Here is a 21403-nt window from a genome sequence, read left to right as displayed (position 1 = left end):
CCATTACCGCCGCGCTCCTTCAGACGGCGACGCCGATCTGCCTGGCGAGCGGCAGCACCAGGGCGAGCATCGCGATGGTGTTCTCGGTCAGCCGGGTTTGACCGACGGCGCTGATCACCGCCCGGAACAAGGCCGCCCGATCGTCCCAGCCGAGCGTTTCGGCGTGGTGAGCCATGATCTCGGCCAGCTCCCGGGGCGGCATCTGCTCGATCTTGCGCGGTCCCAGATCTCGCCAGGACGTGGCGGGCTGTTCGGGCATGCGGTAGGTGAACAGCGCCGGATCCCCCGCATCCAGATCATCGCTGACGAGCAGCTTTCCGGTGGCGACGGCGGCTTGCAGCGCGATGTCGAGTTTCTTGCGCACATTGTCGCGTTCTCGGGTGCGCGCCGCGGTGACATACGCGGCGCGCAGTCGCGCCGCCGTCACCGGTCCCTCGGCCGCCACGATTCGAACGAAGTCCGCCACGATGGCGGAGTGCCCTGCGGTCGTCAGACTTTCGAGCGAGCCGATGAACGCCGAGTAGGCCTCGATGCTGCGGGTGCGCATTGTCGCGGGGCGAGCCGTTGCCGCAGCGGCGGTATGGGCGTCCCCGCCTTCGGCGTATGCGACTTCCGGTTCGGAATGCCCGTTCCGCCCCGGGTAGCCATGATCGTGCGCCGCGGTTTCGCCGTGACCGTTCGACGCGGACGTGCGATGTTCGGTCGCGGACCGCACGGTAATGGGCGCGATCACCAGGACGGGAGGCTCGGCGTCCGTCGTCGCCGGATCGACGGCCACTGCGGCCGTAGTCGATACCGGTTCGGAGCGGTACCCGCTGCTCCGCTCTCCCCGCTGTGGAGGTTCCGGCGACGAATCATCCGCGCGCGGTGTGTCGAGGCGCTCGTTCGCAGCGTCTTCGACCGGCGTGTGCGTCCCCGATCCAGCCGCATCCCGTGCGACCGCGACGTCGAGTTCTGCTCCCCCACTGCCGGTTTCACCGTCCAGCAGTTCGGATTGCGGTTCCGGCGCAGTGGACCGGGCAATGTCCGCGCCGAACTCGGCACATGCGCTCAGACGAGTCTCGCCGACGCCTGCCACGTCCTGATCCGCATCCACCAGCACCAGTGCGACTCGGTGGAGCAACTCGGGGCTGTCCGACTGCACCGGAACAGGCTCCTCGACGCCCGCGAGCAGCTGCGCCAACCGGCGGTTCTCCTCCTCGGCAGGCGTATAGATCTCGTTGTGCTCCAGCAGTTCCCAGAGTTCCGCCAGGCACCGGTCCGGATCGGCGATGAACTCGGCCGCACGAATGCGATGAATCGGCCAGCCGCAGCGTTCCAGATCGCGCTGGCGAGCGAGGTCACTGCGGTAGTGGTCCGGGCCGTCCCATCGGTCGTCATCGCATTGGATCGCGACCTGTCCTCCGCTGCCGGTGACCACCATGTCGATGTCGTATCCGGTTTCGGTGTGGTGTGGGCTGATTCGGTAGACGCGATCCACAATTCTGTTGTAAATCTGCTGCTCGAACAATGATTCGAAGGGTTCGACCAGCCGGTCGTCGAGGATCGACGGGGACGCTTCGTCTTCGACGGTGGCCCGCTCGACCCCGAGGCAGTAGTCGAGCAGCCGGAAAGGCAGGTCCTCGGCGTTGGTGAGCTGGTCGGCGGTGACCGAGTGGAACAGCCACAACTGGTCGCGCGCACGCGACACGGCGACGTTGTAGCGTTGGACGACGCCGTCGGCTGTCTGCGCGGACAGTCGGCGATCCGGACCGGGAGCCGCCACCAGGGACAGGAAGACCACATCGCGTTCGGCGCCCTGGAAGTCGGCGGCATCACCACAATGCAGTTGGCGACCGTCCAGCTCCTCCGGGGGGATCCGAATCATGAGCTGTTGCCGAATGTATTTCGCCTGAGCCGTACCGAGCAGCGAGATGACCCCGAAGGTCTTCCCCTCGTATCGGGGGTCGGCGAGACACTGTTCGATCTGGTCGACAATACGGTCGGCCTCCACCGGGTTGACCTTGCTCGACGATTCGTAGCCGTCGGCGACGTGCACCGTCCGGATCGGCGGGAGCCGGTCGCTGCCGTAGCGGCGTACCGGTACGAGCCGCACCCCCTCCGGCTCGTACGCGATCTTGTTGGAGAATCCGATTATCTCCGGGACGCAGCGCCGGTGCTCGACGAGGGTGAGCCGCGCCGGATATCGTATGACGGCATCGTCGAAGAGGCTGCGCTTGGGGTTCTTCCAGGAGTCCCGGTACCGGTCGTCGTGGAGATACTGCCCGGCCAGCCGCTCCAGTTCGGATTCGTCCACGCCGACCGCGGCGGGCGAGACCTGTTTGTCGTCGCCTATGACCACGATGCTCGGCGCGAGATACTGCAGGAATACGGCCTCGGCACCCGCCTGCGAGGCTTCGTCGACCACCACGACATCGAACATGTCGGCCGTGACCGCGAACTGTTCGACGACGCGGTAGATCGGCATGATCCAGACGGGCACCGCGGATCGGCAGTTGCCGAGCGCCCGCTGAATATCGGCGCGTTTGCGCTCCGCGTACTGACCGGTGCCCTTGCCAAGACTCTTGACCAACTGCGCGTACTGCCGCAGATCGGCCTGGGCGCGATTGGTGAGCCGGCCGACCGCGCGTTCCCAAGCACGCCGATCCGCGAGAACCGTGGCCTGCTCGCGCAATCGGTCTTCGACGGCGTCGAGACGCCGGCACAGCTCGTTGACGCCGCCGACATTGTGCACACCCAGCCATCCGCCGACTGCCGCCCAGACCCACGCTTGCTCGAATGTCCGCAACCGTGACGCCCATTCGGGGTCGGCGGGACGCTCGACAATGGCGTCGCGCAAGAGCGGCACCGCAGTCATGAGAGCGGTGATCTCGACGCGCCGCGCATGCGCGTGCCGGAGTGCGTTCAACTCGCCGAGCCGCTGCCGAGCGTGCTCGTAGGCGGTGTCATCGCGCTCTCGCACTGCCTGGCCGAGCCGGTGCAGGTTGGCGGTGGCGCGCGGGTCGCGACCGAGAACGTCGAGTGTGGCGGCGAGTTCGTCGAGTGGCGCGGCAGCTCGTTGCCGGGCTTCCTCGGCGGTGACGGCGTCGAAGGTTTCGAGCGCCGCCCGCACCGCGATGACATCGCCCCAATCGGGAACGGGTAGACCGGCTTCCCGCAGCCGAGTGGTGCCGTACTCCAACCGGGTGGCGTAGTCGAGGATCTGCAGCAGGAGTTCCTGGGCGACCCGATGGCGATCCCGGCGTTCCCGCAAGGTCCCGCTCGTGATGCCGAAAAGCTCTGCCGGCCAGGCGGTGTCGAGCTGATGCAGAATGCGGTTGCCGCGATCCGCGTTCAAGAGCTGAGTGAGCTGCTCGGCGCCGGTGGGGATACGGCCGTCGACCCGAACGTGCTCGAACAGCGGCCCGGCATCCTTGACGACGCGCGGGCTCATGATCCCGATCTTCGGACTGCCGTCGGCCTGAATCTTGATCGGACCGTGCATGTCGATATGTGCCAGGAGATTCTCGGCCAACGAGACCAACGGTCCTGAATCATCCACGGAGACCCGGACATCCACGTAGCCGAGCGCATCGATCGTCTCATCCGCGCGCTGGAGCAGATCACCGAGAACCGCAGCTCGGGTCTGCCATTCCAGCGCGTGCCCGGAGTGCACATCGCCGAGGGCGGCCGGGACCCACGACTCTGATCGGCGGCGCAGATCGCGGGCAAGGTCGCTGATGTCGCCGAGCATCCCCTGGATCTGATTCCGGTCGGCGGGCGGCAGCTCCGGAATGCGGGCGACGGCGGGATCGCCGTCGTAACGCGCGAAGCTCGCCCGATGCCGCGCGGCCGCGAGCTTCGCGCCGCACAGCCGGGCGAACGACTCGGCATCGGGCACATCAGATGCCGAAACAAGGTCGGGGGCAGCGACTTCCGGGTCATCGAGGGTCTCGTCGAGCAATAGCGTCCGCCATTCCTCGATCAACGCGCCGGGCACCGGGCTCGGCTCGTCGGGGGCGGGGGCCACCAGATCGGCTATCCAGCCGTGCTCGAATCGCCCTGCACGCCAACCGGTCGCGATCTCGGCGACAGTTCCGGACCGGCCGCCCACGGTGTGCGTGACGACATCGTGTTCACGCAGGCGCAGCAACTCCGCCTGCAGTCCGGCGCGCTGACGGCGCAGCTCCTCGACGGTGCGCTCGGCCGCCGCGATGATCCGCCGATTGTGCGCCGGGTCGAATTCGGCTGCTTCGTGCGAGATCCGGTTGACCGATGCTTTCAGGTCCTCGAGTTCCCGCCGCGAGTCGCCGACGACCGCGACGCACAGATCCTTGATCTCCTCGGGCAGCTTATTGCGGACCTCGTGCAGTGCACGGTCGGTGTGCGCGGTGATGAGCACCCGTTTGCCCTGCGCGAGCAGATGGGTGATGAGCGCCGCGGCCGTATGGGTTTTGCCGGTGCCGGGCGGGCCCTGGACGAGGGTATGCGCGTGGCGGTCGACATGATCGAGGATTCGCAGCTGAACCTCGTTGAGCGGTAAGGGCAGAAACTGATCGTCACCGTCCTCGACGATCGCGCCCGCGCTGTCGCGTGCGATCGGAATCGGTTCATGGTCCGGATCGATCAGATTGCGGATACCGCCGGGCAATTCACCGGTGCCACGGATGGTGTCGGCAATGGTGCGCAGCGCCGTCACCATCCCGCGATTACCGCGTTTGCGCAGAATTACCGCGGGCGCGTACGCGGCGGTGGGGTGTGCCGTCGGACCGCCCGGCCGCAGCTCGTCGGCATACCCGCGCCACCAACCTCCACCAGACCTCTGAGTAGTTCGTACTTCGAGCGCCAACTCCAACAGCATCGACCGCTCCTGACCGTTCGCCCGTATGCATTGCTGAGGGCGTTGATGTAGAGGTCGGAAACCTTGGTAGGCAACCCATCCTCCATCCGCCCAATGGTCTGCGGCGACACCCCGATCACCCGGCCCGCGGCGGATTGATTCATTCCCCTGGCTTCTCGCAAACGTTTCAACTGCCGACCAAGCGCCCTGCTTGCGAGTGTCGATCCCATCCCCATCTCGTTAGCCTCACTATCGGATGCACTGGATTATGGAAAGCTCTGTCGCGGAAATACCCGTGGAGAAAATCCGACCTCACCACGACCGAAACGCGTGTTCGAAGTTCCAAATATGCCTGATCAGGAGTGTACTTGAGGTATTCCAGATACGAACTGAATTCTGAACTGACATAACGCTTTTGATTGCCCTCATCCGACCATTACAGAACTCTCGAGGAGGTGGCCGAAGATGCTCGGCCTTCCGCAGACCAATCACGACGCAACACCCGAACAAGCGTTGACGATAACGCAAGCTCATCGAATCATGCAGTCCCACAGGCATTGTCCTGTCTCGATCTGCGCCGCGAAGGCACGGACCAAGAGGGTACTGGTCGCCGCCGGAAAGCTCGTACCCGCCGATGCTCCGCACATGGGGAGCTGACGGCGTGGGCGACGACTCCTTCTTCCATCGCGTTCCGGATCATCCGATTCTGAATCTCGAAGTGGCGCAACATGCCTTGGCGAAGCACAAGGACTGCCCCGACGATTGCGAGGCGAAGCGCTACTTCGCCGATCTGGTGCCGTACCTGAAGCGCGGCTGCACGACATGGAATATCTGGTAGCCCCAGCGGCGCATGCTCGAACACCAACTCTCGACAGTTAAGGCATGACAATGATCGGACAACTCACAAGTCTGATGCTCGGCACCGGATTTGGAATTATCCTCGGCTGGGTGACCACCGCCATCCAGAATGCCGGTCACTATGCGCGGCACGGCAACACCGTGGCTGAAATACAGGCCCGGATCGAACGGGAGGACCGCCACCTACGGGTCGTCGAGGCCGGTCGGCGGTGCTCATGACCGACGAGGGACGAGTCAGCCGAGTTCGGAGTACTTCACCGCATGGCCGCGGACTCGGTCAGCGGGGTAGCGGTCCTCGTTCACCCGCACCTTGGCCGCGGCGGCCGCGAGAATGTCGACCCCCAGGACGTCGGCGAGTCGCAGCAGGTAGGTGAACACATCGGCCATCTCCTCCTCCACTTTCGCGCGGCCGACCTCGTCACGGCAGATTGTGGCGCTCTCCTCGGGTGTGAGCCACTGGAAGATCTCGGACAGTTCGCCGACCTCGCCGGTCAGGGCCATAACCAGGTTTTTCGGCGTGTGGAAACGCTCCCAGTCCCGGTCTCAGGCGAACTCCGACAACTGACCCTGCAATCCTTCGACTGTCATGCGCCCTGTGTATCAGTTCCCGTTTTCCGGTCGGCACTCGGCTCCGGACACCTCGGAACGCCTAGCTCCTCGAACAGCTTCCGCGTGTTCCGATACGTCGAATAGAGCACTGTCCCGCATAGTGAACGGGTCATCAGCACACCGTATGCGTTCCGCAGCACGCGATTCAGCTGGTCGCTATCGGCGATATTGGTTGCCCCATGGTCGATTTCCTTGCGGTGCTCCACCCACCGGTCACCATCCCACGTGAGGTCGGGTCCCATGATCACTCCGCCCCAGTGGTACTCCAGGCCCTGTGCCGTATGCACACAGCGAAGTTGGCGGAAGCCCCCGGGATCCGTCGCCCAGTAGGCCCGCGCCGGGATGCCCGGAGCAGTCCGGGCGTCACCCGCGTTCCACGGCCACTCCCAGTCTTCACTCCCGTCCTCGGAAGCGATCTTGACCTCCGGCACGGTCCCGCTTCGGTCCTTCCACGGCCAGCACAACCCGGCAGCCATTCGTACCTTGACCCCGCTACCCCGCTTCGATTCGAGGAACTCCTGCATCTGCGAGGGCGAATCCGCGTAGTACAGCTCGTAGGGCTCATCGCTCTCGCCGCCGGGGTGCCAGGGAATCGGGGCACCACTGAGGAGCCGACTCACCCACGTGTCGTAGGTGGGGCTGCCCAGCGCCCGCACGACTCGTTCCAACCGGAGCGGAACAACCTCGGCTCCCATAGCTTTCGCTGCTCGGCGGATAGCGTCCGGAGTCCAAACCTCGTGCTTGAAGAGGCGCTGGTCGCCATCAACGAATAAAACCGGCACCTTGGCTCGGTTCACAACCACCTCCACCGAAGACTCTCCGGGCAGCATTCCGAACCGACCCGCGCGGGGGCGTTCGTAGAGACGATGCGCCTCGTCGCATACCACCAAGTCGATCGCTTCATCGTCGCAACCAGCCAGCTTCGCGAGTGTGACAAAGGCAGATTTGATGCCTCGCGGAGCGGCGCGCCGGAATGTATCCCGCGACGCCGTGCCACCCGATACAAACAATGCGCTTTGGCCCAATTTGCGCGCCTCAGCCAGCAGCTCGAGTGCGATCAATGACTTCCCCGTACCCGAACGCCCACTGATGACGAAGACCTTCTTCGTCAGCGGATAGCCGGCTCGAGCTTCCTGCAGGGCCGCGACAACAGAATCGAACGCTGTTCGCTGGTGCTCCACCAGGGTGAACCCCGCTCGGCCATGCATAATCTCGCCGACCAGCTCGTCGAACGTACGAACCGGCCGCTGTCGATCTAGCAGGGCTTGCGCTGCCTCGCGGCCCGAATCGGGGGCAAAGTTAGCAACGAGGAAATCCCGCAGTTCGACCATCGTGCGACCCGTGAACGTCTCGACGCCCGGTCGGGGCGCCCGATTGTGGATCCACTGATACTTCTCAGCGACAAGATTGTGCAGGTAAGCAGCGGCCACCAAGTTGACCGAACGATCATCGAAATGACTGTGACGGGTCTGCAGATCGATCCTGTTCTTGTAGGCCTGGACAGCAGGGTGCGGCTTGTTCTCTCGATACGGGCCGTGGTAGACGAAATCGATATCGCCCGCCCGGCCGCCCCGCGGCCGATCTACCTCACGCCACTGTTTCAACTCGATAACCGCATAACTGAACATCCCGGTCACCGGGTGCGTGCCGGCCAGGACAACATCGATCGGGTTCATCGGTTTGTCGATGCGATACTCGACGAACATCGAGACCTGCCCGAGTCCCGCGGCATCCAGGTCGAGAGCCAGCTGGTACACGCTGTTCCGCCAGGCCTTCATTCCCGCCTGACCCTCGGGCCGCTTGTTTGGGTGAGCATCCTGATACCTCCGACCGAGTTCGTGGATCAGCTCATCCCAGTGTCCGACTACCGCCTTCGCAGGCCAAAATGCCTCTAACGCTTGCTATCCCGGCACATAACCACCCCGTCACTCGAACAAATAGACAGAACCATATCCGAGTCGGAACTCATTAGACCAGAGGATATTTCAGATGAGTTACATTGCTCTCGGCATCGAGTTGTTCTGTGCCACAGCAACTCTGGAAGCGGATGCTAGTGGCTCGGAGAGCGCTAGCGGGTCATCGTCTCCAGGTATTCCTGGGTCTCGGCATCCGTCGAGTAGACACACACTCCACTCATGCCGCGAGTGAGCAGCACCTTGTAGGTGTTCCGGATCAACGCCCCGAAGTGCGGCTCCGCAGCCTTACGCACCGCGGGGTCTCGGGAATACTCGCGCCGAGCCACCCAGCTGTCGCCGCGCCACACGAAGTCATCACCGAAAATCACTCCGGCCCAGTCGTATTCGAACTCCTGCGCCGTGTATATGCAACCGACCTGTCCGAAGCCCCGCTCATCGGAGGCCCAGTAGTGAGATTCCGGGGCATCCGGAACTCGCTTGTCCGGCTTGGCATTCCACGGCCGCGACCAGTCTGTGATCTGTACATCGTCGACAAGTCGCTTGCCATGGTCGGTCTGCACGGGATCGCTCCACGGCCAGCAGTAGCCAGCCGCCATCCTTGCGGTCCCACCGTGGTGGGCTTGCTGGTATCGGAGCCATCCCTCCAACGCCTCGGGCGAGGCAGCGGTCGTCACACGAAAGTCGTCGTCGAGGCCGTCGGTGAGCCGACTCCAGCCGATCGGCGGTGGTTTGACCAGTCCGAGCAGTCTCTGCACCCACAGATCGAAGGAATCCGAACCGCCGCAGCGGAACTGTCCGTCGAGATGCACGATATCGACCTTGCAGTCGGCTGCCTCCGCGGCGGCGCTGATCTCCGCCAGCGAACCCATCTCCCCTGGCCGCACGATCTGGTTCTCATCCAGGAGAAACACCGGAACCCAGGCTACGTCGATGAGCTCGTCGATCTGTCGGCGGTTCTTCGCCCGCAGCTCGGCCTTGGTGTAGCGATTCGCGCTGGTTTCGCGGATGCGATGCGACTCATCGCAGATCAGGACATCCAGTTCACGCGGCTGCGAGCTCATATAACTGTTGAAGAACTTGAACATTGTCTTGACACGTGAATTGCGGGTGCACGCAACCTTGCGCATCGTATTGGTGAACGCGCTCGAACCGGTGGCATGGTGGACGCGCCGGCCCTGGCGCGCCAGCTCGCCCAGCAGGCTCAGGGCGATGACGCTCTTGCCCGACCCGGGACCGCCGAGCACCACCACCGCGGTTTGCGTGCGCGCCGCCCGTGCTCGTTCCACCGCCTGCACGACCAGCTCGTAGGCCACCCGCTGTTCGTCGAGCAGAACGAACTGCTCGCGCTCTTGAATTTCTTTCGCTGCCAGGTTGAGCAGTGGCTTCGAAGGCGCGTGCTCGAACCCGAGGAACTCGTCGGCGGCACTGCGGGCGCGATCTCGGCCGCCTTCGACGTCGAGCCGAGCGCGCAGATACGAGACCAGCTCCGCCCTGTCGTCCATTGTGAACAAGCGACCGAACTCACTCGGCTTGTATTGCTTCAGTGAGGCGACATCCGCGGATCGTGCATTGTGCAGGTAGGCGATGCCGTTGACTGTGCCGGGTCGTTCCGCCAACGAGGGCGTGGAATCGACAAGGTATTCGCAATACGACCGCACCTGTTCGACCGGATGCAACACCGGCGACGAGTACATCGCGATCGAAACGAGCTCCTGCGCAACACTTTCGACCTTCGACCATTGCTTCAGTTCGACCAAGACGAAGCTCGACGCGCCGGTTCGGGGATGAACACCGCATAGCACCACATCAACCCGTTTCGGGCTGTGCGGCAGCTTGTGCTCGAGCAGCACCTCGATCTCGCCCAGCCCCGCATCAACGAGGTCGGCCAGCAGTACCGGCAAACTGTGCATCCACGACCGCACCTCGGACATCCCGACCCGCTGCTCCCACTGGAACAGTGCCTGCTCGCTGAGCTGAGCCGACAGCCGGTCGGCAGTCGCCTCGGTTAGAAGGTAATCGGCACTCTGCCGCACAAGAGCCACTCGTCATCCCCACGGACGCATGCGAAATCGACGTACGGGTGGGGGCAGCGACGAAGCAGTTGCTCCGGTGCCCGACGGGCCTCCAGACAAGGCTACGCGAAGCAGCGGGAGCTACCACGCAGCGACACTACCGAGTCATCTCCCGCAGGAAGGCTTGGGTTTCAGGATCGGTCGAGTAGACACAGGTTCCCTTCATGCCGCGGGTGAGCAAGACCTTGTATGTGTTGCGGATCAACGCGTGGGCCTCCTCTGCAGTGCCCCCGCGAACGGCATTATCGTACGATTCAGCAGGCCGCGCCACCCACTCATCACCACGGCGCACGAAATCCGGACCGAAAATCACTCCGGCCCAGTCGTACTCGAAACCCTGGGCGGTATAGATACAGCCAACCTGATCGAACCCGCGAGGGTCCGAGGCCCAGTAATGCGATTCGGGCGCGTTGGTTACCCGCCGCCCCGGTCGGGCATTCCAAGGACGGGTCCAGCCGTCGATCCGTACATCATCCACGAGCGCCATTCCGTCCGCGGCGGCCACGGGATCACTCCACTGCCAGCAGAATCCAGCAGCCATTCGCGCTGTACCTCCGCGGAGCTCCTGATGAACGCGGAGCCAGGAGTCCAATGACGCTGGGGAATCCGCTGATTCAACCACGAAGTCATCATGGCCACCATCCAGCAGTTGGCTCCAACGAACAGCAGATTCCGTACCGGTGCCCAGCAGTCGAAAGACCCAAGCTTCGAAGGCATCGGAGCCACCGCAGCGGAACTGACCGCCCAGCGACACTAGATGCATCTCGTATCTTGCAGCTTCCAGAGCATTCTTGATCACCTTCAGGGAACCCGTCTCCGTCGGCCGCACAATCTGCTGCTCATCAAGGAGAAAGACCGGAACCCAGGCAACATCGATCAACTGCCTCATCTGAGCATGGCCATCCCTGCCCGACTTTCGTATCCGATGTGCCTCATCGCAAATCAGGACACCTAGTGAATCGGGTTGCGACCTCGAGAACTCATTGAAGAACTTGAACAGTGAGGCAGCTCTAGCATTGCGCTCACCTACCACTCTGCGCAGCGTATATGTGAACGCTGCCGAGCCCGTTGCGTGGTTCACTCGTACTCCGTCGCCGGCCAATCGCCCCAGCAGGCTGAGCGCGATCACACTCTTTCTCAACCCCGGACCTCCGAGCACAATGACACCCGTCCGCTTCTCCGCCGCCCTAGCGCGCGCGACTTTCCGGAGAACCAGTTCGTATGCTGTCCGCTGTTCATCGAGCAACTTGAACTGCCCTCGCTCGTCGAGCTCCCGCGCGGCCTGGTCGAGCAGCGGCTTCGACGGCGCGTGCTCGAAGCGTTCGAACTCGTCCGCGGCCCACTGTGCTCGATCACGCCCGCCGCTCTGGTCCAGCAGAGATCGGAGGTATTCGATCATCGATTCCCTGCTGTAATCCGTGAACAGCCGGCCGAATTCGCTTGGCGGGTAGGACCTCAGCTTTTGCTCCACAGCGTCTGATCGTGCGTTGTGCAAGTAGGCGATCCCATACACGGCGTTCGACCGTCCACTCAACTCAGGCGTGAAGTCCACCAGATACTCGCAATACGCCCTCACCTGCTCCACTGGATGCAACACCGGATCTTCGTAATGACTGATCTTCACCAGCGTCTCGGTCGCGTATTCGACTGTCGACCATTGCTTCAGCTCGACCAAGATGAAGACCAGCTCCCGCGTGCCCGGATGTACGCCGCACAGGATGACATCCACGCGTTTCGGGCTGTGTGGCAGCTGATGCTCGAGCATGACCTCGACATCACCGAAACCCGCCGACACCAGATCGCCTAGGAAGATAGGCAGACTATTCCGCCAGGAGTTCATTTCCCCGTGCCCGACGGTCAGCCCCAGGTGCGCGGTGGCCTCCTCGCGCAGCCTCTCAGCCAACCGCCCATTGGAGGCTTCATCGAATAGGTAACGCGCACTATGCCGTATCAGAGCCACTACTATCCCCAACCTGTGCACGCGAAATGGACGTGCGGGTGGGGCAGCTACGAGATGCTCACCTCGGTGCCTGGCGGGCCGCGAAGGTCACAGTAGCGCAGCCCTGGCCGGCAGCGGGGCCGCAAGCCTTCCGGACAGCTCCCGACGAGCCATCGAGCCCAAACCGTGCCCCAAACGGACGACGCGTGCCAAAGATGTCCGAAACCCCGCCTTTCCCAATGCATTTCGCCTCATCGCAACGCTGGTGTCGTAGCGTAGAAAACTACCGGGTGGCTGAGCACAGGAGGCGCGGTGGGAACCTCGACACGGTGGCCGGGGCCCAAAGGCGGCGTCTGGGCAAGGCCTAATCGCCGATTGCTAGGACTGCAACGGTTCGTCGCCCGGAACTCTCGGTCGGTCCACGATGGCGGAATTTCCAGGTCGGCCGAATAGATCGATACTGTCGTTGCCGCCGAGATGTCACGTGCGACGGAACAGTGCATATCCGCGCTACACCAGACACTCGCGGCTGATCCGGACGCCTACCACCCGCAGGAAACGATGATCACGGCAGGTGAGAACTTGGTGGATGTGCTCGACGCCCTGCACACGTCGGGCCCAGATGCATTCCATCCACTACGAGGCAACTCTCCCGATGTGCGGGCTGAGGCGTTCGTACAGTGGTTTGCCGATCGGATTGCAGAGGCCGGAGGGATCCCCTCGAACAGCGTTGTGCGACGAACCGCAGTCCGCTGCGCTCGAAACATTCTCGAAAATCCCGAGATTCGCTCGGTCATCACGCGCGCCGACTCCACGGTCGATTTGCGACTCGATTCCGAGTTGTTCTGCGAGATCTACAGGTTGTTTTTCACCCAGCTCGTCGGCGAGTTCATCAGATCGATTATCACGGCGAAGATCGACCTCTGGGTGCCTGAACTGCGGACTATCGATTCGAAGATCCTGGAATGGGTAGGTGGAATGGTTGTGGAACTCATCCCTGACCCATGCGAAGAGAGGCGGCGCCGTGAGGGAGAAGGTTCCCTCGCGAATCTCGCGCGAGACCTCGTTGCCGAGACCGTCAGGCGTGTGCTTGGCCTGCCGGACGAAAAGTGAGTACCCAAATGCACTTATCGGAGTTCAAGTATCACTTCACGATCAATGGCAGTCCATCGTTCGACACGGACTGGAACAGACTGTCCGACAACGACTTCAACGAGCGCCCTGAGCGTGCGAATGATCTGATGGGGATCGAGGAGTGTGGACCGGTCTGGGCACAGGATCTGTGGCGCGTTGCGAAGGCGGTCTATCTCGCAGACAGGCAGTCACGCCGCGCGACCGCAGCTGACAAATGGACGCGCACCATCCGACTGTCTATCGAAGTCAATCAACCGAACCTCTGGAAGCAGCAATCGTGCGCGGACCTGGCGAGTGTGCTGCAACTACTGACCGGCGACAGATGGGTATTGGAGACGCACAGCGGAGCCAGTGTCGCACAGACACTCTTCGGCCTGCCCGAGGCAACGGAAGTCGCGCTGTTCTCCGGCGGCTTGGACTCCACCGCCTTCGCAGCGCAGCGCGCTAGCCGGCTCGGTGAGCACGATCATGCCCTGTTTGTCGCGTACGAACAGTCGTTGAAAACGCATCAGGAAGAGATCTTTCGAGACATCGACGACCTCGCACGGGCGAATCCCTCCCATGGGACAGTGCGCTTGCGCACTGCGCGCCTGAGCCCGAAAGGCAAGCGGCTGGACAGCACAAACCGTTCCCGCAGCTTTCTATTCATCGCAACTGCGGTTTGTGTAGCAGCGATCAATCGCGTGCGGACCGTTACAGTGCCCGAGAACGGGCAACTCGCGATCAATCCCGCGCTGACACTCGGGCGCCTTTCCGCATGCTCGACACGGTCGGTCCACCCCTGGGTCGTCGAGATGATCAATCAGGTCATTCGAGACATTGGCGGTGACGTTGCCGTCGAGAATCCCTTCCTCGAGCACACCAAGGGCGATGTATGCAGACTCGGCCGCCAGTCGGGATTGAGCTGGACCAGTCTCCACAAGACTGTCAGCTGCGGCCATCCGACCAGTGCTCGCGCGCATGGCACCGCCTATCACTGCGGCCACTGCTTTCCATGTCTGATCCGACGATCTGGCTTGCATTCGGCGCTCGCCGGACAAGGCGACGACGATTCAGGGTACATCCTGGATCTGGCCGGTATCGACTGCAGCGATCCGGCCAATACGAAAGCCGCGGATCTGCGGGATCTGGTTCATTGGCTTTCGAGGGACTTCACTGTCGATGATCTCATCGCTGACGCACCGCTCCCATCTCACACATCGCCCCGAGCCCTGATGCCAGTACTGCTACGTGGGCGCGATGAACTGAAGGCGATGCTCACTCAACTGCTCCCCGACCAGGATTTTCTCGACACTCGGTTTCCTTCGTAATCGACCCGGTCCCGCGCAGCCTCTCAGATTGTCCGCAACGCCGCCTCGACCGCACCGAAGCGGATCCGTTCCTGTTCCAACCGCACCGCGTCACCGAGAGCATCTTCGACGAGGTCCCGGTAGAGGTCGGTCTCCTCCGCGGTGAGGAGTTCGAGCGGAGCGGTAATCGGTGACGGCTCACGGACCCACTGGCTCTCATGTGCCAGGAGCGTCGCGCGGTCCATTAGCAGAGACCGCACGTGCGGAAACCTCTCGCGCAGTCGGGCCAGGATCGCGAACCCGTGCGTGTCGATGTCGCCCCAATAGTGGACTCGGCGTTCGACGGGCCAGGCCAGGACATCCAACCGGGTCAGGGCATAGCCGCCCCCGAAGATCGCGATAGCCTTCGGAATCGACGGCAAGGCGAGGTAGGTTGTCTCGTTCTCGATGATGACGACGGTCTCCGCGTCCGGTGCCGCAACAGCGAGTTCGTCCACGCGAACGCTCAATTCCGTGAAACCGGCGGTGCGGCGGTCCGGTTCGAGCCATCGGTAACGCACATACTGGGGCTTGCGGCGGAACTTGTAGCGGCCGGCGAAATCCGCCATCGGGTAGGCGGTGTCGATGCGGTCGGGTGACAGCTGACGATCGAGCAAGCGGGCCAGGGTGCGCTGGTGTCGTTCTATGAATTTCGTGCCTACCCCGGGCACATCGATCTGGCGCAGATAGTGGTGGGGTGCGGCTCGCGAGTCAATCCACAGCACAGTGGCGACCAGTTGCTGCCACTGGTCGGCCAGCGAGAGCACGTCATGTGGGCGCTCGAGCATCCAGTCTGTGAGACCGGGTGCGGTGGAACGGGTCAGCTCCAACAGATCTGTGAAACGGCGGACCGCAGGTCCTATCCGCAACAACGACCAGAGGTGGTCCCATTCCTCGATCCAGACCCGGTACGGCAGCTCGTTGACACCGACGAGACGACCGCCGACGGGCCGGTAGTCCAGGCGCAGCAGGTCACCGTCCTGTTCTCGCCACGTCTTGGCCCACTGCTGCACCGCGGCGAAATTCGATGCCATCTCACGAGATGCCGGAATGCGCAGCGAAACGTCGAGAGGCAATAGCGGATGCTGATTGACGTAGGCTGCCAGCAGTTCTCCGGAATCCCATCGACGTCGTAATCTCGCCAGCACATCGGCGCGGGTCGACCAGGTCGTCACTCGCGGTGCCCATCGCCGCCGCGCAGCATCCGAGACCGGCGCTCCCGATACTCCTCGATGGTGAGGGTCTGGATTCGCGAGTTGCCGCCGGTCTTGTTGTCCACGAACCCCACCGACGCGACGAAAGGTTCGATCACATGAATCTTCTGCAGCGGTGTGACGATGAGCAACTGCAGACCGAGCCGGCCAAAGAGTCCCAACGCGAAGCGAGTTGACTCGTCCGAACCGCGACCGAACGCCTCGTCGATCACCGCGAACCGGAAGGTCTTCGATTCCGCTACACCCCAATCGAGTTTGAACTGGTACGCCAGTGACGCGGCCAGGATGGTGTAAGCGAGTTTCTCCTTCTGCCCGCCGGATTTGCCGTCGGAGTCGGTGTAGTTCTCGTGTTCGGTGTTGTCTTCGCGCCAGCGCTCGGAGGCCGCGAACCCGAACCAGTTGCGCACATCGGTGACGCGTTTGGTCCAGATCCGGTCGGTTTCGGTCTGGCCCTCGCGGCCGCGGAATCGCTCGATGAGGTTCTTGACCTGGAGAAACTTCTGCTCAGAGTACTGGTCACCGACGTCGTGCAGGGCATCACTGGTACATTCGCGAAGCTGGGTCTTGAAATTCCGGATATCGATGTTGGGAGTGGGTGAAAGCTCCAGGCCCACATAGCGGCCGGGGTTGTAGTCGATGTCGACGAGTGATCGGTTGATGATATCGATGCGCTCACGTATCAGCGTCACTTGCTTCTCGAGCTGCGCGTGGAAGCCTGCGATATCACGAATCGTATTGGTGTTCAGGTACTCCTTGAATCTCGCCTCGAAGCGGGGCAGGTCATCGTCGGTCAGCCTGAGGTGCAGTTCGCGATAGCCGTCAGCGGATTCGAGGCTGTCGTCGAGTTCCGCCGTCTCCAGGGGGTATTTGGTGCGGAACCCGGTCATCTTCGACATTGCGCGGTTTCCGGCGTTGCGCTGGTCCTTGGCAAACCCTTCCGCGCGTTGTAGCAGATCGGCGGTAAGCCTGTTGAGGGCCTCGTCGCAATCCGCGACAGTGTCGACCGGATAGCTCGCGCATAGTTCCCTGAGAGCGCCGAACAGCTCGTGAGCGGGCTCATAGCCCGGTTCCCTCGAGATCGCTTCTACCGCCACAGCAGCCGCTCGGGAGTCTTCGATCCTTTGCTCTATGACCGCGATCTTGCCGCCATACCGTTCCACTTTTGCGTCGGCGACATCCAGCTTTCCGGCCACCTCATCGAGCTTCTTCACGATTTCCTGGAGAGCGCCCGATGATTGTTCGATCCGCGCCTTCTCGGCTTCGAGATCGGCGATGCGCCCTACCATCGCCTGCCAGTTCAGTTCGTCGTAGTCGCTGAACTCGACCAGCTTGGCCAGCATCGTCGCGGTGCGTTCCAGTGCTGTCAACTTCTTTTTCGCTGCGCTCTTCTCGCCGTTCAACCTCTCCAACAGACCGGTGAGCCGTTGGGCTTCTCCGATCAGGGCTTCGATCTTGCTCTCGTTGCTCCAGCCCAGCACATAACGGCGGCGATCGTCGATGCGATACCGATCGTCCTTCTCGTGCCGTCCACGCCCGCCTTTGACCTGGCCATTCCTGGTAACAGCCGTTCTGGACCGGCGGAATTCGTTCATGGAGTCGACGCACTCGTAGTCGGCACGATGACGCAACTCCCGATCGATCCATTCGGCGAACGGTGAATCCTTGATCTCTAGTTTGGTGTACAACGAGCGATCCACGGCCTCGATCGGCCGATCCGATACCGCCGTGGCCGGCACGCGGAAGTACACCACCCGGCCACCGAGGTGGTTGCCGTCGATCCAGTCCGACACGGCCGCATAGTGTTCGGCGGCCACGAGCAGGGACAGGCCGAAGCCGTGCAAGACGCGTTCGGCCGCGCCCTCCCATGCGGCCTCCTCTGTGCGCACCTGGATCAGTTCGCCGGCATACGGCAGGTCGGCCTCTTCCAGCGTGGTGGCGGCACACAGCCGACGCCGCAGTTCGAGCTGGCGAGCCGGAATATTGCTCGGACGATCCTGCAAGCTCACCAGTTCGGAATTGATCTCGATGGCTTCGTTGTTGGCGTCACGGAGCTGGAAGGCAATCTCGTTGAGCGTGTTCTGCTCCTCGGATCTCCGCTCCTCTGTCTCGTCGGCCCGCTCGGCGACCTCACGGATACGCGTCCCAAATTCGAGTGCGTCCTCGACCGGGCGCAACCCGACCTCGGTGAGCAACTCGGCGAATCGCAGGAATCGCCGCTGACGGGTGCGACGCTGCTCATTGCATTGGCTGATCTCGCGCGCGATCTCACCGAGCCGGTTACCGCCGTGCCCGGCCCGTTCAAGTTCCAGGCGTCGCTGTTCGGCACGCAGACCTGTCACCTGTTCCTGCGCTAGCTTTCGCTTGGCACGCTGCTCGGTCAGTTCGTCGCTGTACTGCTCGATCAGATCGGTCAGCAACCGGTGCTTCCGGTCCGCGAAGAAGTAGCGCAGCGCGACGCGGCGCCGAGACAGGTCTTCGATTTCGACTGTGATTCTTCGGTATTCGTCGCAGTCGGCGAGCAGCGGATCCAGCAGCGCCAGTTGATCGCGAGCCTGGATCACCGCATCGTGGGCCTCGGTCAGATCCTCGAAATGGGTGACCAAACCCTTGATCGCGGTCTCGGCGTCGAATGGTTCAAGCATGTGATGACGGACGAAGTCGTTCAGATTGCCGACCGATTTCATCGACACCGTCTGATGGAACAGCTACATTGCCTGCTCCGACTCGATGCCCAGTCGACGGCGGAAATCCTTGCCATACGACGGGAATCCGTCGTAGATCTGGGCACCCAACTTTCGCAGTCGGCGTCTGAGCACGCCGATATCGCCGTCGAAGTCGGTAAATTCGGCAGCGATGCTCAGCACGGTATCGGCGGCGACGTAGAAGCGGTCTGGCTGACCGGCTGACTTCTGATCCTTGAACCAGAAGAATTGCGCCAGCGTAACTTTCGAGTCAAAGCCACGATTCGCGAAAACCGCGAGCAGCACCGAGAAACTGCCCCGGTCGCGAAGTGCCACGGGCCTGCTTGTGTCCTCGACTTCGTTGCGTTCAGATTTGTAGTGACCCAGTACGTAAGAACGCAGATCGCGTTCGCGTGTCTCCGCACCGGCAGCCTTGTTGTAAGAGATGCGATTCGCGGGCAAGAGCAGCGTAGTTAGCGCGTCCACCATGGTCGACTTCCCAGAACCGATGTCGCCGGTCAGCAGACCGTTGCGACCGCGGGGGTCGAACGACCACACCCGTCGGTCGAACGTGCCCCAGTTGTATGCCTAGAGCCGGTGTAACCGGAAACCCGGTTCGAGGACGAGATGGTCCGAAGTATCTGTCATCAGTCATCATCTCCCGCCAAAGTCGCCGCGTACTCAGCCAACCGCCGATCGAAGTCGGCGAGCCATTGCGCGTCCACGAAGGCCTTCAGAATGCGGCGGACCTCGAACAGGTTCTGGTCAGCGAGCCGACGCAGGAATCCGAGTTCGACCACCTTGGTGACGTAGGTGTCGACCTGATCGACCAACCGGGATTCGTTGCTGCTCGAGGGTTGGAACAATCGCAGCATCTCCACTATTTGATCTCGGGTCAGGACAACCTTGGCTGCGCCGTCCCGTGCATCATGCTCGGCCAGTAGCTTGCGTAGCAACGCCAGCAGCAGGCTCACGTGGAACGAGAGTGCGCGGCGGGGAATCAACCGGGGAATAGCCGGGCCGTCAGGCTCACCCAAGTCGGGCCGCGAGCGCAGGAACGCGTAGCCTTCCGATTCGTCGATGACCACCGTCAATCCGATCACGTTCACGTAGTCGCGGACCTGTGCACGCATGGCAAGCAGTTGCTTCCACTGTTTCTCGTGGGTGTCGCGGTAGAGCGGCCCCTTCATCAGCTGGGTCACCGGCAGGGACAAGTCCGGTTCCGTCGAGGTCACCTGGCACCCCTCTCGAAATCCTTGCGTACAAAGGTAATTCGCGGCACATCCGCCGCGCGTGACACACCGTCCGAATCGCACCAGCACACGTGGTCCCGCTGCTCCTCGTCGAACACCACCTCGAACTCCGGATCGTTCAGCGACAGGTAGGTCACCAGCTCCGCCAGCCCCTGTTCCAGCGGCCGGTCCGCCAGCAGTGTGGCCAAGCCGATCTGCGCGCGCCTGCGCAGGACGGCCCGCACTCCCTCGGCCAGTCGTTCGGGGTCCACAAAGACTTGCTGGAATAGCAGATCCGCATCCACTTCCTCCGCGGCTTCCACGATGTCCGTCGTCACCAATGGTGCTCGCTCCACGACGCGATACAGTGGACGCTCCAACGGCAGGACCACCTCCGGTGCGGTCGCATCGAGTTCGACGGACACGTCCGGCTCACCAATACTTCTGACCCGCACTGTACTTGCCTCGATACTGCGCAGAATATCCATGACGCGCCGGTTCTCGAGCCACACCTGGTCACCGAGAAACCGACGCAGTTGTTCCGACAACAGGCGGACCATGGATTGGGTGCGGCTGCCAGCATCCAGCCAGTCGTGATGGATACGCCGCATCCGTGGATCCGGATCACCGATAGCCTCCAGCTCCTGCACCCTCTCCAGCAGCTCGGTGAATTCCGACTGCCTTTCATACGACAGCAAGAAGTCGTAGAAGGCACGGAAGCTGCGGCCCTGATCCGACTCAGCGATCGAATCCCGGCTGCCGAGCATCTCGTCCAGCAGCTCGCCCTTCGATCCCGCCCAGGTAGCTATGCGCGCACGAAGCTCACGATCGAGCTGCCGGAAGTTCGCCTCCACCTCGCGGAAGTCCGCGAGCAGCTCCCGGGCTGTCGAGGTGAACTGTTGATACCGGTCGCGCAGGGCCACCGGATCGAGCAACGAGAACCGGTCGGCAGTCACTGCCAGGATCTCCGCATCGAGTGCATCACGGCGGCGACGCAGCTCGACCAGCCGCACCTGCGGATCGGTCTCAGCGCCGAATGCCATCTGCCGCAACAGCTCGAACACCGTGTTCAACCGGGATTCTGTGCCGACGAACGCCCTCTCCTCGAGCGCCTTCACCCAGGCCAGCGCCTTCTCCACCGCTGGCGTCGCATCAAAATGCACCTCGTCCGAATCCGGTGGGTAGTACTTGCGGAGCCAACCGGACTCCGGGGCAGACCAATCGTTCAGGTACGCCGCCGGCGATTTGGGGAACGTGCCGTCCCCCAACCGCTGGTTCAGCGCATACAACTCGTCGTCGAGTCGGCTCTCCAAATCGCCTGCGGGGATGGTACGCACGTTCTCGTCGACAAATACGGTCCCCAAGAAGGAGAGCACCAGCGGGGCATTGTCTGCCCGCAGCAGCCGCCAGGCAGCATGGTGCCTTCGAAGGGACTCCCGGTGTTCGAACTGCATAGCCGCGCCTTCACCGGATCGATGGGGATCCTCCGATGGTAGAGAAGGTGGCCGACAAGGACACACCGCATCACGACGCATGGATCGTGACAACGACACCTACAGGGGTGGATGCTTCGGCATCCCAGCGGTACATGGCCACGCTGT

General features: G+C 62.7%; 13 protein-coding genes and 2 pseudogenes. 4 read left to right on the top strand and 11 right to left on the bottom strand.

Annotated elements, in window-relative coordinates:
• Nucleotides 1-19: 19 nt before the first annotated feature.
• Nucleotides 20-4840, bottom strand: coding sequence for a PDDEXK-like endonuclease domain-containing protein (locus NC4_RS34115; RefSeq protein WP_084530034.1), 4821 nt, complete (start codon nt 4838-4840; stop codon nt 20-22).
• Between the two features lie 74 nt (nt 4841-4914).
• Nucleotides 4915-4983, bottom strand: a pseudogene (locus NC4_RS44915) (hypothetical protein); the annotation flags it as partial.
• Between the two features lie 497 nt (nt 4984-5480).
• Between NC4_RS44915 and NC4_RS40735 the strand changes: the two are divergent.
• Nucleotides 5481-5657: a hypothetical protein gene (locus tag NC4_RS40735; protein ID WP_157555394.1), complete on the top strand. Its 177-nt coding sequence runs from the start codon at nt 5481-5483 to the stop codon at nt 5655-5657.
• 44 nt (nt 5658-5701) lie between these two features.
• Nucleotides 5702-5896: a hypothetical protein gene (locus tag NC4_RS40730; protein WP_157555393.1), complete on the top strand. Its 195-nt coding sequence runs from the start codon at nt 5702-5704 to the stop codon at nt 5894-5896.
• Nucleotides 5897-5911: 15 nt separating this feature from the next.
• Here the strand turns inward: NC4_RS40730 and NC4_RS34110 are convergent, their stop codons facing one another.
• The 4 genes from NC4_RS34110 to NC4_RS34095 form a co-directional block, all read right to left on the bottom strand.
• On the bottom strand, nt 5912-6184 hold the full coding sequence (locus NC4_RS34110; protein WP_281186567.1) for a nucleotide pyrophosphohydrolase: 273 nt from the start codon (nt 6182-6184) through the stop codon (nt 5912-5914).
• Nucleotides 6185-6261: 77 nt separating this feature from the next.
• Nucleotides 6262-8064, bottom strand: a complete 1803-nt coding sequence (locus tag NC4_RS34105; RefSeq protein ID WP_218021373.1) for a DNA/RNA helicase domain-containing protein — start codon at nt 8062-8064, stop codon at nt 6262-6264.
• Nucleotides 8065-8354: 290 nt separating this feature from the next.
• Nucleotides 8355-10244, bottom strand: a complete 1890-nt coding sequence (locus tag NC4_RS34100; protein ID WP_067547140.1) for a DUF2075 domain-containing protein — start codon at nt 10242-10244, stop codon at nt 8355-8357.
• A gap of 127 nt (nt 10245-10371) precedes the next feature.
• On the bottom strand, nt 10372-12177 hold the full coding sequence (locus NC4_RS34095; protein WP_245722117.1) for a DNA/RNA helicase domain-containing protein: 1806 nt from the start codon (nt 12175-12177) through the stop codon (nt 10372-10374).
• A 513-nt stretch (nt 12178-12690) separates the two neighbouring features.
• On the opposite strand from NC4_RS34095, the gene NC4_RS34090 reads away from it, so the two are divergent.
• Together NC4_RS34090 and NC4_RS34085 are read left to right on the top strand one after the other, a co-directional pair.
• Nucleotides 12691-13326 carry a hypothetical protein gene (locus tag NC4_RS34090; RefSeq protein ID WP_067547133.1) on the top strand — a complete coding sequence of 212 codons (636 nt, stop codon included), beginning with the start codon at nt 12691-12693 and terminating at the stop codon, nt 13324-13326.
• A complete protein-coding gene (locus NC4_RS34085) occupies nt 13323-14657 on the top strand; it encodes a 7-cyano-7-deazaguanine synthase (RefSeq protein WP_067547131.1) in 1335 nt (444 codons plus the stop codon). Before NC4_RS34090 ends, NC4_RS34085 begins: the two co-directional genes overlap by 4 nt.
• A 23-nt stretch (nt 14658-14680) precedes the next feature.
• Here the strand turns inward: NC4_RS34085 and NC4_RS34080 are convergent, their stop codons facing one another.
• The 5 genes and pseudogenes from NC4_RS34080 to NC4_RS34065 form a co-directional block, all read right to left on the bottom strand.
• Nucleotides 14681-15850 (bottom strand): Wadjet anti-phage system protein JetD domain-containing protein, encoded by a 1170-nt coding sequence (locus NC4_RS34080; RefSeq protein ID WP_067547129.1) that lies wholly within the window; start codon nt 15848-15850, stop codon nt 14681-14683.
• Nucleotides 15847-18573 carry an ATP-binding protein gene (locus NC4_RS34075; protein WP_245722129.1) on the bottom strand — a complete coding sequence of 909 codons (2727 nt, stop codon included), beginning with the start codon at nt 18571-18573 and terminating at the stop codon, nt 15847-15849. The genes NC4_RS34080 and NC4_RS34075 overlap by 4 nt, the downstream gene beginning before the upstream one ends.
• 21 nt (nt 18574-18594) lie before the next feature.
• A pseudogene (locus tag NC4_RS43565) lies at nt 18595-19143 on the bottom strand (ATP-binding protein); the annotation flags it as partial.
• Between the two features lie 74 nt (nt 19144-19217).
• The gene (locus NC4_RS34070; protein ID WP_067547126.1) at nt 19218-19805 is read right to left on the bottom strand and encodes a DUF4194 domain-containing protein; all 588 of its coding nucleotides are present in this window, start codon (nt 19803-19805) and stop codon (nt 19218-19220) included.
• Nucleotides 19802-21256 carry a DUF3375 domain-containing protein gene (locus NC4_RS34065; protein WP_067547123.1) on the bottom strand — a complete coding sequence of 485 codons (1455 nt, stop codon included), beginning with the start codon at nt 21254-21256 and terminating at the stop codon, nt 19802-19804. The genes NC4_RS34070 and NC4_RS34065 overlap by 4 nt, the downstream gene beginning before the upstream one ends.
• Between the last annotated feature and the right edge of the window lie 147 nt (nt 21257-21403).

It is taken from the genome of Nocardia crassostreae (assembly GCF_001613405.1).
In the GTDB taxonomy this organism is placed as follows: Bacteria; Actinomycetota; Actinomycetes; order Mycobacteriales; family Mycobacteriaceae; genus Nocardia; species Nocardia crassostreae.
The sequence above is the reverse complement of the archived record's forward strand: the minus strand, read 5'-3'. Positions and strand labels throughout refer to the sequence as shown.